Here is a 14,045-nt window from a genome sequence, read left to right as displayed (position 1 = left end):
CTCACCTTTTCTCCACGATGACGAATGACACCGTCTTGCTCAAGGGGCGGCACTCCATGATGCGCACCTTGTCCCCCGAGCCTATCTCAAGGCAGGGGGGGTTGTGGACGGTGTATCTCTTCGTCCTCTTTTCGAAACGTTCGTACTTCTTGTCATACTTCAAGTAATTCCTCTCGACCACGGCGCTGCCGTTCATCTTAACGGACACTACTTCGCCGTCAATGATCTGTCCCCTTACCGGGAGCTTCCCGTGGAATGGACAGTACTGGTCCTCGCAGGTGGCCGAGGGGGCCTTGACATCAATGCCAATGTCTCTAACTTCGCTCATTAGATCACCTAATTTTCTTGATCCTATCCTCTGGTCGATACTGGATCTCGGATCCTGGGACCCTGATCCTCTCGCCCTGATATGTGAACTCGAACTCATGGCCGGACTTGGGTATCCACCGCTCACTGCCCTGGCAGGAGATGGCCAGCATGTTCTTGGTCTCGTCCACCACCTTCCCGCGCAACAGGTGCTCGGGACAGTTGGATTCCACCACCTCGATGTCCAGTCCGATGAGTTCTTGTCTCATGAAATCCCTTTTGTCCATGGCTCCTACCGAACCTCGGTCTTGAAGCCCATTTCTTCCAGGACTTGTTGGACCTTCTTCTTGTGGTCCCCCTGGAGCTCGATCTTGCCTTCTTTAGCGGTGCCGCCGGCGGCGCACTTGTTCTTCAAGGTGCGCGCCAGGTCATCCATGTCTATATCAGTGGCATCGATGCCATCGACAACGGTGACCTTTTTGCCGTACCGTCGGCTGTCGGTGAAGATCCTTACGGACTGCTGTTCTCTGGCGATCTCTTCGCACATACACAGCTCTTTAGGGAGCCCACATACCGAGCAAATGTCGGCCATTATTTCTCTTCCTCCTTCTGGACGGTTAGGATCCTGGCGATGTTGGTCCTTAGGGCCCTGATCTTCCCCGGGTTGTTAGGAGCGCCGCCCATGGCGGCCGCTCCCTTCTCGTGCATGAGCTCATCCTGCAGCTCGCGGAGCTTGCCGGCCCTCTCATCCACGTTCATCTTCCTGATTTCAGAGGTATGTATCAAAGCCATTTATTCAGCCACCTCCTCCTTGTCTTCTTCCAGTGAGGGTTCCTCCGCGGGGTGCTCGGCGATGACCGATACCTCGTCCTCCTTGCGCAGGATCTCCATCAGTTCAGGATTGGCCTTGATGGCTTCATCCATCGGCATGACGTCGATCTCCGCAGGGAGGCGTGCGTCGGGGTCCATGATCTCAACCTGGACGCCTATGACGCCCGGTTTAAGTTTGGCCACGGCGAATCCGGTGTCCACGAACAGCAACCGGGTCTCTCCGCAGTACTTTATGTACCCGTCCTTGAACTTCTCAGTGCGGTGTCTCTCCCCGGTAAGTTTGCCGGAGATGATTATCAGGCAGCCACGAGCCCCGGATTCCATGATGCGGCGCACCGTGGAATGCCCGGCCCGGCGGAAGTGCCAGCCTCGCTCCAGAGCGAAGGCCAGCTTCTCGGCCATGATCTGGGCGTTGAGGTTGGGGTTCTCGACCTCCTGGACCTCGATCTGAGGGTTGTCGTAATGATAGTTGTCCTCGATGGCCTTGGTCAGCGACTTGATCGCCGCACCGCGACGACCAATGACGATGCCGGGCCTCTCGACGACCAGGGTGACCCTGGTCCCCATCGGGGTCCTCTGTACGTCCACCCCGCCGAATCCGGCGCGATCGACTGTCTTCATCAAATATTCCTTAAGGAGAACCCTTCTGATGTTCTCCGCCACGAACTTTCTTTCGCTGGCCATTTACTGAACCTCCTCCAGTATGACTTCGATGTTCACGGTCTGCTGGTCCCATTGGGTGCTGCGACCGTGTGCCCTGGGCATGTAACCGCGTATGGTCCTTCCCATGTGCGCGGATACTATTCTCACCTTCATATTGTCGGCGTCCAGTCCCTTGTACTCCGCGTTGCTCTTGGCGCTTTGCAGCACCTTGATGATGGCTTTGGCGGCCTTAGTGGGGAAACGACCGGGTCCGACCCCGGTCTTGTGGGCTACACCATAGTTGTGGCGGCGGATCGGCACCGGGCGGCGCAGCTCCACGACCTCTTCCAACATGCGGATGGCGTAATCTACCTTCTTTCCCCGTATCATCCGGCAAACCTCACGTGAGAACTTGGGGGAGATGGGCAACTCTTTGGCGATGGCCTTGGACGTAGTGTCCGGATCGGCTTGAGCAGTGTATCCAACCATGTTTGTCACCTCACTTCAGCGGCATGAACTTGGATCCCCTGGTCGCACCGACGCCAGGACCAGAGTGCTTCACGGAGCCCCTTGTCGCGGCGAACTCGCCCAGGAAGTGCCCGATCATCTCCGGTTTTATCTCGACTTCCTTGAATTCCTTTCCATTGTACACGGCCACGCGGCGACCAACGAAGGCCGGCACGACCGGTATGTCCCTGCGGTGCGTACGCACCACTTCGTGTTTTCCGGACCATATCTTGTCGAAGGTGGTCTTCTGTTCCTCGTTGAGTCCGCGACGGAAGGACCTTCGGGTCCTGGACGGCAGAAGGTCCACCATCTCCTCGAAAGGCATCTCCTGGAGCTGCTCCAGGTTGAAACCGCGGTAGGTGAATTCCTTCTTCCTACGGGCGGTCATCATGCCCTTCTTCTTCCTCTGCTTCCTCCTCGAGGATTTGGTACCAGTTAGCTTTTCATCGGCCATCTAGAATCACTTCCTCTGTTTCTTCTGGGGGGAAAGCCTACCGACCTTCCTTCCCGGCGGGGCGTTCCTCGATACGGTGCTAGGTTTACCAACGTGCGGGTGACCGCCACCACCGTGGGGGTGATCGACCGCGTTCATGGCCACTCCCTTCACCTTGAAGTTTGCTTTTGCCTTGCTACGTAGGGCATGGAACTTCTTTCCTGCCTTGGCGAACGGCTTCTCCGAAGCACCTCCGCCCGCGATTATACCAATGCCGGCGCGGCACCTGGGGTCCAGGTTCTTGAAGGCGCCGGAGGGCAACTGCACCACTACGGTGTCACCCTTCGTCACCAAGGTGGCGTAGGTTCCCGCAGTGCGTACGAACTTTCCGCCATCGCCAGGTCTGGCTTCCAGATTATGGATCAGAGTACCTTCAGGGATGTTGGACAAGGGCAGGATGCTGCCAGGCTTCAGGTTCTTTGTACCGTCCACGCTGATATCCTGTCCGACCATCAGGCCTTCGACCGCGATGATCTTGTCCTTCTTCCCGCTCTCGAACTTGATCTCCGCCACCGGGCTGTTACGGCCCGGGGCGTGGATAATATCTGTCACTACACCATTCTTCAGTTCAGAATGGGGGTGTTTTATCTCTCCCACGTGCCTGTGGCTCGGGGACCGATAGGTGGAGCTTCCGTGGCCCCTTCTCTGTTGTCTTAGTCGTCTACCCATGTTCCCCCTCCTCAGAAGACTCCTATCCTCATACCGATGTCCTCGGCAGAGTATCCTTCAGCTAGCTTTATTGTGGCGTGCTTGCCATCCTTGGCTATCTTGGTCCAGACCTTGTCTACCTTGACCTCGAAGTATTCTTCGAAAGCTACCTTGATCTGCGCCTTGTTGGCGAAGCGGTCCACGATGAAAACTATCTTGTTCCCGTCCGTGAAATCCTGGGTAGGCGTGCCGGTCATGTAGTTCATGGTCTTTTCCGTCACATATGGATAAAGCAGTACCTTTCTGGCCATGATCACCACTCTCCTACTATCTTGAGCGCGGACTCAGTGAACACCGTCAGTCTTCCGGGCAATCCACCGGGGGCCAGCAGTCCTGAATTCAATCCCTCGGCGTTCATAACCTCGACACCTGGAAGGTTCCTGGCGCCCTTGATCAGAGCGACGTCGTGGTTCGAGACCACTATGAGCAGGCTTCGGGGCATGCGGTAGCGCCGTCCCCTCATCTTGCCGCGGCCGGCTCGAACACGGATCCCATCCTTGCTGCGGATGACATCGTCCTGCAGACCGAGGCTCATCAGGACATCTAGCACCTCAGCAGTGCTGCGAACGTCCTCCAGGCGGTCCTCTATGACCACTGGCAAAGTCAGCTCTTCATTGAAGCGGTGACCGCGGGCCTTGACCTTCTCCGCATCAGCGGTGGCGGCCAATGCCGAAAAGCGAGCCAATATGCGCTCCTTCTGGTTGACCTTCTTGCTCCAGTCCTTGTCCACTCTGGGCGGGAAGGCACGGCGGCCTCCCACGTTGTTAGGGGACTCGGCACCCTTGGCGCCCTGGGCCAATCTCTGGACCCTGGACACGCCTCGGCCTTTGCCCCAGGTTGACACCGAATGCCTGATTCCGGCACCCGGCTTGGACCCATAGGGCTGCCTCTTGTTGGCCTGCTCGGCCACTACAGCCCTGTGGATGACATCGGGTCGGAACTGGGTGGCGAACACCCCGGGTAGGGATTGGGTCCTTAGGACCTCGCCCGTTAACGAATATATGTTGACCTGTGCGTTATCGACCATTGCTTACGCCCCCTGCTTGGATTCGGTGGATATGTACACCATATCAGGCGCTTCCTTCAGGTCCGCCTGCTGCCTTCTTACCGGGTCCCTCATCCGCACCAGCCTCTTTGTCGGGCCAGGCACGGATCCGTGGATCAGTACGAAGGGGTTTCTTACCACACCGTAGTGTAGGAAGCCGCCCTTGGGGCTGACCTCCTGCCCACTTTCCCCGATCTTCAATATGAGCTTGTTGACCTCGGTCCTCTGATGGTATCCCATCTGACCGGACTGAGGAACGGTGCCTCGGACGTAACCAGGCCTCTTAGGTCCCAGGTTACCGACCATGCGGCGGTGCTTGGAGTTCTTGTGGGACAGCAACTTCAGGCCCCAGCGCTTGGTAGCGCCTTGGAACCCCTTCCCCTTGGTGATGGCGACGACATCGATCATCCCGCCAACCTTGGCGAAGTCGTTGATGCTGATGAACTTACCCAGCAACGCCTTGGCGAACTCTACCCTCGCATCCATGGTGCCGCCGCCTATGCGCAGCTCCATGAGCTCGGGGCGCTTCTTCGGCACTCCTTGGACCAGCTTGGGTTGGGTGAACGCCAGGACCCTAACGTCCTCGGTGTCCACACCTTTCATCTTCTCCCAGGCCTGCTCGGCGTCGACCTTCTTGGGAACGGGCAATAGCCTGGACAAGTTCTCGTCCAGCTGATTGGCCCAGACCTCTCCAGAGGTCTTTAGCCCATAGCGGGTATTCTCGTAGATACGTACCGCGGCAACCACCATTGGGGGTACTTCTAGAACAGTGACAGGCACCCTGATCTCCTGACCAGAAGTGGTGCTCTTGTTGCGGTGATCCACGATGAATGCGTGAGTCATTCCTGCTTTATAACCGGCAAAACCTTGGACTTTAGGGCCTTCGCTAATCTCGGGCCAAGCATCCAGCCTCGGTGTCTGGCTAACGGCCCTTTTCCTAGGGCCAAAACCCTTTGAGCCTCTTCTCGGACGTCTAATGTTCGACATGGATCTCCCTCTCCCTATCTCATGAGAGAGCACACTCTCTTACGCTAACGCCTGTTCTCAAGAGTGTTGAGGTCAGCACCTTCGACCGTGACACCGTCATCACCCTCCAGAATGCGCGGATGGGGGCGACTTAGGGATGCTTGAAGCATTGCCCAAGGGGTCTGGTCGAACGTCCTCAGTGCGTTGAGCAGAACTCGCATACTAATATCTGTATATAAAACAATCGTTGCTCACTATATATAATAAGGATAGGAAAAGGTCCCTCTGGACGTTTCTAGAGCTTGCCTTCCTTGGCCTTCTTCTGAAGACGTGTGCGCCGCTCCTTGGATGTGAACCCGGTCACCTGCTCCAAGAAGGCGTTCCACCGCCTGATCGTCTCCTGGGCCAATTCCACGCTGGCTCCCTTATCGGTGTCCGTGGTGATGTCTAGGAGCGTCTTGCTTTTCAAACGCACCTCTATTCGGGTCATGGCACCGAAGGATGAGACACACTTGTCGCCTTCCTTCTTGGTCGGTCCGAACGCCGTGTCCATCATGTTGATCAGGCCGTCGCCCTCAAGATTGCCGTAGCTTCCTCGTTTTATCTCGTACTCCATGTACATCCCTCTAAAGCACCAGTTCGTCTCCTAGATGCCGGCTCACGTCAACAGAGGTGCGCATGAGCTCCTCCAGGCCGACCAGTGAATTCCATTCCTTTCGGCAGTGGCAATGGTGACCACCAAGGAGTTCAACGTCCTGCTCGAAGTTGAACTTTTCTAATATGTCCAGCAATCTGCGGTCGCAGTCGGGACAATTATGCACCCCCCTTTGGGTACCAGCACCACTGGGTGAGGAGAACAGCCTCACGCCCGGCAGTTCCGCCTTGCTCTTTAGCACCTCGAACAATGACCAGATCCACGGAGGCCGGTAATCACCGCGGCGCCATAGCCCTTCCACCAAGGTCTCCTTCTGCACATTGAGCGGGTTGATGGAGATGCTGTCCGAATAGGGGGCGGCGAACTTTACGGACCTAAGGGTGTCATCGATCGCCGCGCTTTCAGTGAGGTATGGTGGTTTAAGCAATAGGTATGTGCGGACAGGAAATCCGCGGGAATTGACGGCCTCAGCAGCTCTCAGGTAGTCCTTGGTACCGAAACCCTTTCTCACGCTGCAACGGAGCACCTTGTCCGAGGCGCTCTCCAACCCTAACGCCACCGCAGAGTGGTCCGGCAGATGCTGCAGCGTCTCAGGCGTAACGAACTCTGGACGGCTTTCGAAGAGCACCTGCTTCGCATTATCAAATGAACTAAGGATGCGGTCCCGCACCTCTTCCGGGATCTCCATTGGATCGAGGAAACTTCCTGAGGTGTAGAGCTTGACCATGCCTTCCCCTTCGTATCGGGATAGAACGGCCTCGAGCTGAGCTGTGAGCTCAGGAACGCCGATGCCTTCCAGGCTCTCCACGTTATAACCACACATGGAACATCCGCACTTTCGAGACCAATGGCAGCCACGGGTGCGGAAGATGGCCACTAGGGCCTTCTCCTTCTTACCATCGACCACGTCGTCCTCCTTCCAGATCGTCACCGGTCTGTTAAGGTCCAGGTTTTTCATGGGTGCTCCATATCCGTTCCATAGCAAACGTCCCTTACTATTTTAGGAATGCGCTTTACCTCATTACCAACATTTTATATCCTTTCTTCCGGATTTGCTGCCTGGGAGAGCATCATGGCCAGGAAGATCGTGGTTATCGGAGGAGGTGCGGCCGGCATGACCGCCGCCTCTACCGCCAGGGAGCACGGGCAGGACGACATCACTCTCATCACCGAGGACGAGCATGTGGCCTATTCACCCTGCGCCATACCGTTCGTGCTGGAAGGGAAGATCAAGGATTTCCAGAGCATCGTGATGCATACCCCTGAGTTCTACCAGAGCGAAAGGAACATCAAGGTCCTGGTCAGAACCACCGTCGACAAGGTAGACCTAGACAAGAGGCATCTGACCACCAAGGACGGTCGGGACATCGAGTTCGACGTATTGATATTGGCTACTGGCGGAATGGTCTTCGTTCCTCCAGTTGACGGTCGGGACCTTAAGGGAGTGTTCCCGGTCAGATGGATATCCGACGGGCAGGCCATCATGGACCATATGCCCAAGGTGCAGCAGGTGGTCGTGGCCGGAGCCGGGGTCATCGGTCTGGAGATGGCCGTAGCCTTACAAGAACAGGGGAAACAGGTCACCGTGGTGGAGATGTTCGACCAGGTCTTCCCCCGAATATTGGATAGGGACATGGCCGATCTGGTACGGTCCCACTGCGAATCATTGGGCATCAAGTTCGTCATGGGAGCGCCGCTCTCCCGGATCGAGGGGAAGGAGGACGTCACCGGGGTCACCGTAGGGAACGTCCACATCCCTTGTCAGATGGTCGTCATGGCCACGGGAGTGAGGGCCAACCTCAAGTTGCCAGAGCAGATGGGGCTGGACATAGGTCCCTTGGGTGCGGTCAGGGTCAGCCCCAGTCTTCAGCCCTACCGCAAAGGCCGTTTGGTTCCGGATATCTATCTGGCAGGCGACGTGGTCATGTGTCAAAGCGCGGTCACCGCCGGACCAACGATGAGCCAGCTGGGTTCCACCGCGGTACGTCAGGGCCGTGTGGCCGGGATCCGCGCCACTGGTGGAAAGGCCACTTTCCCGGGGACGGCCAGCCCTTTCATCAGCGTCATCGGCGGACTTCAGGTGGGCGGGACCGGGATCTCCCGTTCCCTAGCGGATTACTACGGCCTCAAGGTCAAGGAGGCGTTGGCCGAAGGATCTTCACGGGCCAGATACTATCCTGGGGGAAAGATGACCACGGTCAAACTACTGGCCGATGCCGATAGCGGACGATTGATCGGTGGACAGATCATAGGCGGCGAGGATGTCACTGGCCGGGTGAACTGGATCACCGCCGCGCTGTTGGAGGGTGTCAACGTCCAAGAGTTCGTGGAACGCATGGAGAACGCATACTGCCCCCCGACCTCCATGGTGGTGGACACGGTCAATGCGGCGGCGGAGAAGCTGGCTAGATTGTTCCGTGATTGAATATCAAATCAATTTAATAGTCCGTTCCACATTCGAGCCTGAGGATAATGGACATCGAAGAGCGGTACGCACTCGTGGCCCGGAACACCGAGGAGATCATCACCTCTGAAGATCTAAAGCAGGTACTTCAGAACAAGAGCTCCCCCACCGGATATATCGGCTTCGAACCCTCCGGACTGGTGCACATCGGTTGGATGGTCACTGCCCAGAAGATCCGCAACTTCGTGGACGCCAATTTTGATTTTATCATATTCTTGGCCGATTGGCACGCCTACATAAACGACAAGTTGGGCGGAGACATCGAGAACATAAGGGTCTGCGCCGAGTACATGAAGGACTGCTTCGAGGCCTTGGGCGTGCCCAGGGAGAAAGTGCAATATAAACTGGCATCTCAGATCATGGACGACATCGATTACTGGGAGACGGTGATCAAGGTCGGAAAGGCCTCCTCGTTGCAACGGGTGAAGAGGGCCATGACCATCATGGGCCGAAGCGAGGACGAGGCTGATGTCGACTCCAGTAAGATGATGTACCCGCTCATGCAGGCTGCCGACCTCATCTTCATGGACGTCGACGTGGCATACGCCGGGTTGGACCAGAGAAGAGCTCACATGCTAGCTCGCGAAGCGGCGGAGAAGATGGGCGTCAAGAAGGCCGTCGCGGTGCACACTCCCCTTTTACCAGGATTGAAAGGCGGGAACCGCATGGACCCGGTGAACAGTAAGATGTCCAAGAGCGACCCCGACGGAAGCCTGCTCATACACGATTCACCGGAAGACATCAAGCGCAAGCTTGGCAAGGCCTTCTGCCCTCCGGAGGCGGAGGGCAACCCGGTAATGGCCATATGTCGCTATGTGCTGTTCGAACGGATGGACGTCCTGCGCTTCGAGAGACCGGAGAAGTTCGGCGGCGATCTGGAGTTCCAGAACTACGATGAGCTGGAGCGCACCTACCTATCCGGGAAACTGCATCCCATGGACCTGAAGAACGGGACGGCCGCCGCTTTGGCGGAAGTGCTAGCGCCAACACGCGAATACTTCCAACGAAAACCGGAGAACCTGGAGCGCATACTGAAGGTCCTAGCTGATGTCAGGAAGCTTCGCTGACCTTATTTCAGCGTTCTCAAAAAGGCCATGGACTTGTGCATGCAAATGTTGAGTATGGCCTCGGCATCCCCTTCGCCGACGAGCCCGGCCGCCCCGCCGTGTCCGCCGCCGTCGTTATCGGTCTCTTGACCCACGTCGCCCAGCAACTGTCCCAGGTGCAATCCCTTTCGCACCATTTCCTGCCGGGCTCGAGCACTCAAACGGAACTCCCCGCTACGCTGTGAAGCGACGAACGCAATGTCCGCCCCCAGTGACAGGAGCGACTTGCATACCGATGATTCGAAGGAACTGCCTTGGGATATGGCCACGATATGTTGACCTACCCTTTCGAAGCGAAGCCGCTGCCCGCCTTTCATCTGGGCTACTCTCTCTGAGATATCGGTGGGCGATTCGGTGAGCGAGAGCACCTCTTCGATGTTGAGGTTGGACCCCTCTATCAAGCGGGCGAACGCTCGAAGCGAAGCGGGGTTGGAGAAACGGAAATGCCCCGTGTCAGTAAGTATTCCGGCGCATAGGGCCAATGCCATGGTCCGAGTGATCTCAATTTCGGCCTTCTCTATGATGTCCAGCACTAATTCGGCGCAACTCTTTTTACTGTCATCGCAGAGGTAAGTTCCTCTCCCTACCCACTTTTCTGAGGGGCAATGATGGTCGATAATGATCATCTCCCCCGCGATCTGGCCATAACTTCCCAATTGTTCAGGAGAAGAAGTGTCCACCACAACGATGAGGGGATATTCATGGTCCGGACAGGTCAGAAGTTCGATGCCCAAACGGGCGGAGACGTTCTTTGAGGTACGGTCCAACCCCTCCACCGCAAGTATTGAGGCTGGAGGGAAGGCTTTGCTCAGAGCATAGGCGCTGCCTAATGCGTCCGGGTCCGCGTTGCCGTGGACCAATATAAGTTTGTCAGAGGAGGCCAACCTTCCGATGATGTCGTCAAGCATCTGCAACGGTGAAGACCTCGGTTCTATTTTCATTTTTTAGTGAAATAAAGAGAAAGGGATGGAGGCTCAGTTGTCCTCATCATCCTGCTTCGGAGGGGCGCCCAAGGCGCGGTTCAGCTGTTCCTGAACGCTCTGGAACTTCTCCTTGAGCATCTTCTCCTGACGGTCCAGGCTCTTAACCCTGACCTCGGTGGTCTCCTTGTCCTCCTCGATATCCTTCAGGAGGGCGGGGTTGTCGCTGATCTTTATCATCAGGGAACCGACGCTCTTGAACACCACGGCGTCCTCGGACACCTTCTTCAATTCTTCGATGGTCATTTCCATCTCTTTCAACATGGCGTCCATTCTGATCTTCTGGCTCATGACCGTCTGCAATTGCTGCTGAAGCTGCTGGAATTGGGCGATCTGGTTCTGAAGTTTGGGGCTGATCTCATCCATCAATATCACCGACCGTTTCACTCATCTTTTCTGCGATGCTCATCCATCGGATGTAGGAATTTAAAGCTGCCCGTAAGGCCGAGAGGTCATCCGCATCCAATATCAGGGTCATCGACCCTTCAGAATGGCGCACTTCCGCTCTTGTACGGGGTATTTCCCTTCCGGCCTCCGGTCCTATGGCCTTGGCCACGGTGGAGGCGTAGGGGGAGCTCACCCCTAGGGTGGCTCGGAACATATCAACGGCCTTTGATAACCTTCTTGACGTTAGGCCGCTCCTTGTAGAACATCTTGGATCCGCAGTTCTCACACTGCATCCCCACGGCGTTGACGTTGGAACGGATAGGTTTCTCACATTGGCCGCACTTGTATGTCAAGCTTAGATCTCCTTAGCTGCGGCGGCCAAGATCTCTTTCGAGACCGCCTCTCTCACCCTGGGGGTGTAACAGCCGCCCGCGAACTTGGTGTCGCAGTGCCTGCATGCCCATATCCCCGAGGATACTCTCTTCACGCTAATGTGGTGGCAGCTGGGGCACTCGGACCTGGATCTTTGGACCTTCTCGATGTCCCTGGTAAGCTTCCTGACTACCACGCCGTATCTGGCTCCGTACCTGCCGGAGGTCCCGGCCTTATCAGTTCTTTTTGCCATTGCTTTCACCCGACTAGTTTTCTAATCTCACTACCTAATCTTCGAGAGGTCTCGATGATGGTATTGATCTGTTCCACCGTGAGCGCCCCGCGTAGGCCCTTCTGCATGGCCCGCAGGTCTCCGTTGTCATCAGTGGTAACGGTCAGCCTAGCTGCCGCGACCTTTTCTTCGTCGAGACTCGGGTCAACCAATATAGAGTTTTCGATTTGCACCGCGGTCACGGAGATCGGGGTGCAGGTGGTGGGCATGGGGTAATCCTCGCCCAATCCATGTGCCGACGCTGGTACTATGGCGCTCTTTATGGCCGCAACCGCTCCCAGGGAGCAGGCGTCGAACAGGTTTCCGTCGAAATCCAGCACGTAGATGTCCACGAAATTGATCCACACCTTCTTGCCGGGCTCTATGCAGAGTTTCTCCAGGTCTATCATCTGGCTTTCCCTGATACCGCGGTCAACGACCCTGGACAGCTCGATCGAGTTCTCGTCCGGGGGACCGGACTCGAAGTTTGGCGAGGCCATTGGAATGAGCTCGGCGTTGGTCGTGAGGACTCCCCTGTTGGGGGTGTCGGAGAAAGGCTCGCCCACGGTCATCTTCACTCCGACGATGACCTCGGTGTTGCCGATCTTGACCCGGGAAGATCCCTCAGCGGTCTCTACCACATTGGTCTGGATAGATATATTTCGGAACTCGTCCCATGCACGTCCATCTACGCGGTGGCCGTCTGCGACAAGTTTGTTGATGTGATCCCTCTTGATCTCAGAAACGACTGATCTTGCCATTTTCAATCCTCCTCGGTCATTTCGGGTTGGTCCGTGGACTCTTCCACAGGCTCTTCCTTGGACTCTTCCATAGGCTCTTCCACAGGCTCTTCCTTGGACTCTTCATCGCCCTCACCATTCACTATGGCGTAGCGGCGGCGAAGGGCGTCCTTCTGTACTTCATATATCTCCTTACAGGCTTTGATCCCCATCTCCATGGCTTGGTCGAACTCGGCCTTGGTCAGGTGCCCGTCCATCTGCATCAATAGGACCTCTCCGGTCCTAGGGATCATGGCGATAGGCAGGTCCGCCTGACCGAAATTGTCCTCCTCCTTGTTGAGGTCCAGGACCACGGTGTCGTTGACCTTCCCGACGGCAACGGAGGGCACGATGTCCCTCATAGGAATGCCTGCATCAGCCAAAGCCACGGCGGCTGCGGTCAATCCAGCGCATCTTGTACCGGCGTTGGCCTGCAAAACCTCTATGTATACATCAATGGAGGTACGGGGGTAGTTCTCAGTGAACACCACGTAATCCAACGCCTCGGAAATCAATTTGGATATCTCCACCGACCTTCGGTCCGGGCCCGGCCTCTTGCGGTCAGACACCGAAAAGGAGATCATATTGTATCTACACTGTATGATAGCCTTGGCAGGGTTCTGCATGTGGCGGGGGTGACATTCCCTTGGTCCGTACACCGCTGCCAATACCTTGTTCTTTCCTACCTCCACGTACGCTGAGCCATCGGCGTTCTTGAGCACTCCGGCCTCGATCTTGATTGGCCGGAGCTCATCCACCTTCCGACCGTCTGTCCTAATACCGTTTTCATCGATGAGCTTCATATCAGAATTTCCACCCATTAAAACACCTCATTCTTCCTTGCGATATACCGATTCCAGGAATTCCTTCACCCGCTCGGTCAGTTTCAGGGTCTGCGCTCCCTCGTCTATCATCTTAATTGCCTGTACGGCGTGAACCATATCTTCCATGTTCCCGTCCATCCATATCCTACCGTTCTGTCCGATGAATATACGGCAGTTGGTGTAGGTCTTGATCATCTGGATCATGGACCCGTTCTTGCCGATGACCCGGGGAACCTTGCTGTGGGCGATCTCCACGATCTGTCCGCCCTGGAGCTTGCGCAGCCCCTGCTCCTTCATGGTCACCTGCACACGTTTTGTCTCGTCAACCATTAGAACCTTGGCAAGCAAAGTATCGCCTATCCCCAGGTACCGGGCGGTGTCCCCGAACTCCACCCTCCAAGGCACCTCGTTGACATGCAGTGGGGCGGGGTATGGTGAGAATATGTCGATCAACCAGTTGGAGGGACCGATGTCCATCACCTTGCCGATGATCATATCTCCAGGGGCGGGAATGTACCGGCCTCCCAGGGGGATGACGTTCACAAAATTGGATTTTACGTTCTTGATGCCCAACATGGCGGCGAAGATCTTTCCGTCGTGGACGTAGGTTCCCTCACCGGGCTTCATGGTCCCGGTGTCCAATTCATCACCGGGTAGCACCAGTTCTCTGGTAAAGCTCTCGTTATTCATTTAATCAACTCTTGGAATC

Annotated in this window: 24 protein-coding genes; 2 read left to right on the top strand and 22 right to left on the bottom strand. The window is 56.3% G+C overall.

Annotation, left to right across the window (positions count from 1 at the left end; genetic code table 11):
- Position 1 precedes the first annotated feature (1 nt).
- The 14 genes from VMW85_04075 to VMW85_04010 all read right to left on the bottom strand — a co-directional run bounded on the left by VMW85_04075 (position 2) and on the right by VMW85_04010 (position 7,111).
- Positions 2 to 328, bottom strand: a complete 327-nt coding sequence (locus tag VMW85_04075) for a 30S ribosomal protein S17 (GenBank protein HUT27206.1) — start codon at positions 326 to 328, stop codon at positions 2 to 4.
- A gap of 4 nt (positions 329 to 332) precedes the next feature.
- Positions 333 to 593, bottom strand: a complete 261-nt coding sequence (locus VMW85_04070) for a ribonuclease P protein subunit (GenBank protein HUT27205.1) — start codon at positions 591 to 593, stop codon at positions 333 to 335.
- A 5-nt stretch (positions 594 to 598) separates the two neighbouring features.
- Complete coding sequence (yciH, locus tag VMW85_04065) at positions 599 to 898, bottom strand: stress response translation initiation inhibitor YciH (protein HUT27204.1); 300 nt, start codon at positions 896 to 898, stop codon at positions 599 to 601.
- Positions 898 to 1,098, bottom strand: a complete 201-nt coding sequence (gene rpmC / locus VMW85_04060) for a 50S ribosomal protein L29 (protein HUT27203.1) — start codon at positions 1,096 to 1,098, stop codon at positions 898 to 900. The genes yciH and rpmC overlap by 1 nt, the downstream gene beginning before the upstream one ends.
- Complete coding sequence (locus VMW85_04055; GenBank protein HUT27202.1) at positions 1,099 to 1,821, bottom strand: 30S ribosomal protein S3; 723 nt, start codon at positions 1,819 to 1,821, stop codon at positions 1,099 to 1,101.
- Complete coding sequence (locus tag VMW85_04050; GenBank protein HUT27201.1) at positions 1,822 to 2,268, bottom strand: 50S ribosomal protein L22; 447 nt, start codon at positions 2,266 to 2,268, stop codon at positions 1,822 to 1,824.
- Between the two features lie 10 nt (positions 2,269 to 2,278).
- Positions 2,279 to 2,740 (bottom strand): 30S ribosomal protein S19, encoded by a 462-nt coding sequence (locus VMW85_04045; GenBank protein HUT27200.1) that lies wholly within the window; start codon positions 2,738 to 2,740, stop codon positions 2,279 to 2,281.
- A 6-nt stretch (positions 2,741 to 2,746) separates the two neighbouring features.
- Entirely contained in the window at positions 2,747 to 3,448 is a 702-nt protein-coding gene (locus tag VMW85_04040) for a 50S ribosomal protein L2 (GenBank protein ID HUT27199.1), read from the bottom strand.
- Between the two features lie 11 nt (positions 3,449 to 3,459).
- Entirely contained in the window at positions 3,460 to 3,738 is a 279-nt protein-coding gene (gene rplW / locus VMW85_04035; GenBank protein HUT27198.1) for a 50S ribosomal protein L23, read from the bottom strand.
- A 2-nt stretch (positions 3,739 to 3,740) separates the two neighbouring features.
- On the bottom strand, positions 3,741 to 4,514 hold the full coding sequence (gene rpl4p, locus VMW85_04030) for a 50S ribosomal protein L4 (GenBank protein ID HUT27197.1): 774 nt from the start codon (positions 4,512 to 4,514) through the stop codon (positions 3,741 to 3,743).
- 3 nt (positions 4,515 to 4,517) lie between these two features.
- A complete protein-coding gene (locus VMW85_04025) occupies positions 4,518 to 5,519 on the bottom strand; it encodes a 50S ribosomal protein L3 (protein HUT27196.1) in 1,002 nt (333 codons plus the stop codon).
- Positions 5,520 to 5,563: 44 nt separating this feature from the next.
- Positions 5,564 to 5,719 (bottom strand): hypothetical protein, encoded by a 156-nt coding sequence (locus VMW85_04020; GenBank protein HUT27195.1) that lies wholly within the window; start codon positions 5,717 to 5,719, stop codon positions 5,564 to 5,566.
- 74 nt (positions 5,720 to 5,793) lie between these two features.
- Entirely contained in the window at positions 5,794 to 6,114 is a 321-nt protein-coding gene (locus VMW85_04015; protein ID HUT27194.1) for a DUF5611 family protein, read from the bottom strand.
- Between the two features lie 10 nt (positions 6,115 to 6,124).
- On the bottom strand, positions 6,125 to 7,111 hold the full coding sequence (locus tag VMW85_04010; protein ID HUT27193.1) for an archaeosine biosynthesis radical SAM protein RaSEA: 987 nt from the start codon (positions 7,109 to 7,111) through the stop codon (positions 6,125 to 6,127).
- A 114-nt stretch (positions 7,112 to 7,225) separates the two neighbouring features.
- Between VMW85_04010 and VMW85_04005 the strand changes: the two genes are divergently transcribed.
- Positions 7,226 to 8,578 carry an FAD-dependent oxidoreductase gene (locus tag VMW85_04005; GenBank protein ID HUT27192.1) on the top strand — a complete coding sequence of 451 codons (1,353 nt, stop codon included), beginning with the start codon at positions 7,226 to 7,228 and terminating at the stop codon, positions 8,576 to 8,578.
- A 47-nt stretch (positions 8,579 to 8,625) separates the two neighbouring features.
- Positions 8,626 to 9,684 carry a tyrosine--tRNA ligase gene (locus tag VMW85_04000; protein ID HUT27191.1) on the top strand — a complete coding sequence of 353 codons (1,059 nt, stop codon included), beginning with the start codon at positions 8,626 to 8,628 and terminating at the stop codon, positions 9,682 to 9,684.
- A 2-nt stretch (positions 9,685 to 9,686) separates the two neighbouring features.
- Here VMW85_04000 and VMW85_03995 read toward each other — a convergent pair whose 3' ends face one another.
- The 8 genes from VMW85_03995 to rrp4 form a co-directional block, all read right to left on the bottom strand.
- Positions 9,687 to 10,631 (bottom strand): DHH family phosphoesterase, encoded by a 945-nt coding sequence (locus tag VMW85_03995; protein ID HUT27190.1) that lies wholly within the window; start codon positions 10,629 to 10,631, stop codon positions 9,687 to 9,689.
- 66 nt (positions 10,632 to 10,697) lie between these two features.
- The gene (locus tag VMW85_03990) at positions 10,698 to 11,069 is read right to left on the bottom strand and encodes a prefoldin subunit beta (GenBank protein ID HUT27189.1); all 372 of its coding nucleotides are present in this window, start codon (positions 11,067 to 11,069) and stop codon (positions 10,698 to 10,700) included.
- Positions 11,062 to 11,304: a KEOPS complex subunit Pcc1 gene (locus VMW85_03985; GenBank protein HUT27188.1), complete on the bottom strand. Its 243-nt coding sequence runs from the start codon at positions 11,302 to 11,304 to the stop codon at positions 11,062 to 11,064. The genes VMW85_03990 and VMW85_03985 overlap by 8 nt, the downstream gene beginning before the upstream one ends.
- Position 11,305: 1 nt before the next feature.
- Positions 11,306 to 11,443 carry a DNA-directed RNA polymerase subunit P gene (locus tag VMW85_03980; protein ID HUT27187.1) on the bottom strand — a complete coding sequence of 46 codons (138 nt, stop codon included), beginning with the start codon at positions 11,441 to 11,443 and terminating at the stop codon, positions 11,306 to 11,308.
- 2 nt (positions 11,444 to 11,445) lie between these two features.
- Positions 11,446 to 11,715: a 50S ribosomal protein L37ae gene (locus VMW85_03975; protein ID HUT27186.1), complete on the bottom strand. Its 270-nt coding sequence runs from the start codon at positions 11,713 to 11,715 to the stop codon at positions 11,446 to 11,448.
- 5 nt (positions 11,716 to 11,720) lie between these two features.
- Entirely contained in the window at positions 11,721 to 12,494 is a 774-nt protein-coding gene (gene rrp42 / locus VMW85_03970) for an exosome complex protein Rrp42 (protein ID HUT27185.1), read from the bottom strand.
- Positions 12,495 to 12,496: 2 nt separating this feature from the next.
- The gene (gene rrp41 / locus VMW85_03965; GenBank protein ID HUT27184.1) at positions 12,497 to 13,333 is read right to left on the bottom strand and encodes an exosome complex exonuclease Rrp41; all 837 of its coding nucleotides are present in this window, start codon (positions 13,331 to 13,333) and stop codon (positions 12,497 to 12,499) included.
- 9 nt (positions 13,334 to 13,342) lie between these two features.
- Entirely contained in the window at positions 13,343 to 14,026 is a 684-nt protein-coding gene (rrp4, locus tag VMW85_03960) for an exosome complex RNA-binding protein Rrp4 (GenBank protein ID HUT27183.1), read from the bottom strand.
- Positions 14,027 to 14,045: the final 19 nt, after the last annotated feature.

It is taken from the genome of Methanomassiliicoccales archaeon (assembly GCA_035527755.1).
Taxonomy (GTDB): Archaea; Thermoplasmatota; Thermoplasmata; order Methanomassiliicoccales; family UBA472; genus UBA472.
This window is presented reverse-complemented; position numbering and strand designations above follow the sequence as displayed.

Bases quoted from the DNA above. Each gene is read 5' to 3' on its own strand.
- VMW85_04040 (HUT27199.1), bottom strand. From the start codon at position 3,448: ATGGGTAGACGACTAAGACAACAGAGAAGGGGCCACGGAAGCTCCACC.
- VMW85_04070 (HUT27205.1), bottom strand. From the start codon at position 593: ATGGACAAAAGGGATTTCATGAGACAAGAACTCATCGGACTGGACATC.
- yciH (HUT27204.1), bottom strand. From the start codon at position 898: ATGGCCGACATTTGCTCGGTATGTGGGCTCCCTAAAGAGCTGTGTATG.
- rpl4p (HUT27197.1), bottom strand. From the start codon at position 4,514: ATGGTCGATAACGCACAGGTCAACATATATTCGTTAACGGGCGAGGTC.
- VMW85_04050 (HUT27201.1), bottom strand. From the start codon at position 2,268: ATGGTTGGATACACTGCTCAAGCCGATCCGGACACTACGTCCAAGGCC.
- VMW85_04055 (HUT27202.1), bottom strand. From the start codon at position 1,821: ATGGCCAGCGAAAGAAAGTTCGTGGCGGAGAACATCAGAAGGGTTCTC.
- VMW85_04005 (HUT27192.1), top strand. From the start codon at position 7,226: ATGGCCAGGAAGATCGTGGTTATCGGAGGAGGTGCGGCCGGCATGACC.
- rplW (HUT27198.1), bottom strand. From the start codon at position 3,738: ATGGCCAGAAAGGTACTGCTTTATCCATATGTGACGGAAAAGACCATG.
- VMW85_03995 (HUT27190.1), bottom strand. From the start codon at position 10,631: ATGCTTGACGACATCATCGGAAGGTTGGCCTCCTCTGACAAACTTATA.
- VMW85_03985 (HUT27188.1), bottom strand. From the start codon at position 11,304: ATGTTCCGAGCCACCCTAGGGGTGAGCTCCCCCTACGCCTCCACCGTG.
- VMW85_03975 (HUT27186.1), bottom strand. From the start codon at position 11,715: ATGGCAAAAAGAACTGATAAGGCCGGGACCTCCGGCAGGTACGGAGCC.
- rpmC (HUT27203.1), bottom strand. From the start codon at position 1,098: ATGGCTTTGATACATACCTCTGAAATCAGGAAGATGAACGTGGATGAG.
- VMW85_04020 (HUT27195.1), bottom strand. From the start codon at position 5,719: ATGCGAGTTCTGCTCAACGCACTGAGGACGTTCGACCAGACCCCTTGG.
- VMW85_04010 (HUT27193.1), bottom strand. From the start codon at position 7,111: ATGAAAAACCTGGACCTTAACAGACCGGTGACGATCTGGAAGGAGGAC.
- VMW85_04015 (HUT27194.1), bottom strand. From the start codon at position 6,114: ATGGAGTACGAGATAAAACGAGGAAGCTACGGCAATCTTGAGGGCGAC.
- rrp42 (HUT27185.1), bottom strand. From the start codon at position 12,494: ATGGCAAGATCAGTCGTTTCTGAGATCAAGAGGGATCACATCAACAAA.
- VMW85_04000 (HUT27191.1), top strand. From the start codon at position 8,626: ATGGACATCGAAGAGCGGTACGCACTCGTGGCCCGGAACACCGAGGAG.
- VMW85_03990 (HUT27189.1), bottom strand. From the start codon at position 11,069: ATGGATGAGATCAGCCCCAAACTTCAGAACCAGATCGCCCAATTCCAG.
- VMW85_04025 (HUT27196.1), bottom strand. From the start codon at position 5,519: ATGTCGAACATTAGACGTCCGAGAAGAGGCTCAAAGGGTTTTGGCCCT.
- rrp4 (HUT27183.1), bottom strand. From the start codon at position 14,026: ATGAATAACGAGAGCTTTACCAGAGAACTGGTGCTACCCGGTGATGAA.
- rrp41 (HUT27184.1), bottom strand. From the start codon at position 13,333: ATGGGTGGAAATTCTGATATGAAGCTCATCGATGAAAACGGTATTAGG.
- VMW85_04045 (HUT27200.1), bottom strand. From the start codon at position 2,740: ATGGCCGATGAAAAGCTAACTGGTACCAAATCCTCGAGGAGGAAGCAG.
- VMW85_04075 (HUT27206.1), bottom strand. From the start codon at position 328: ATGAGCGAAGTTAGAGACATTGGCATTGATGTCAAGGCCCCCTCGGCC.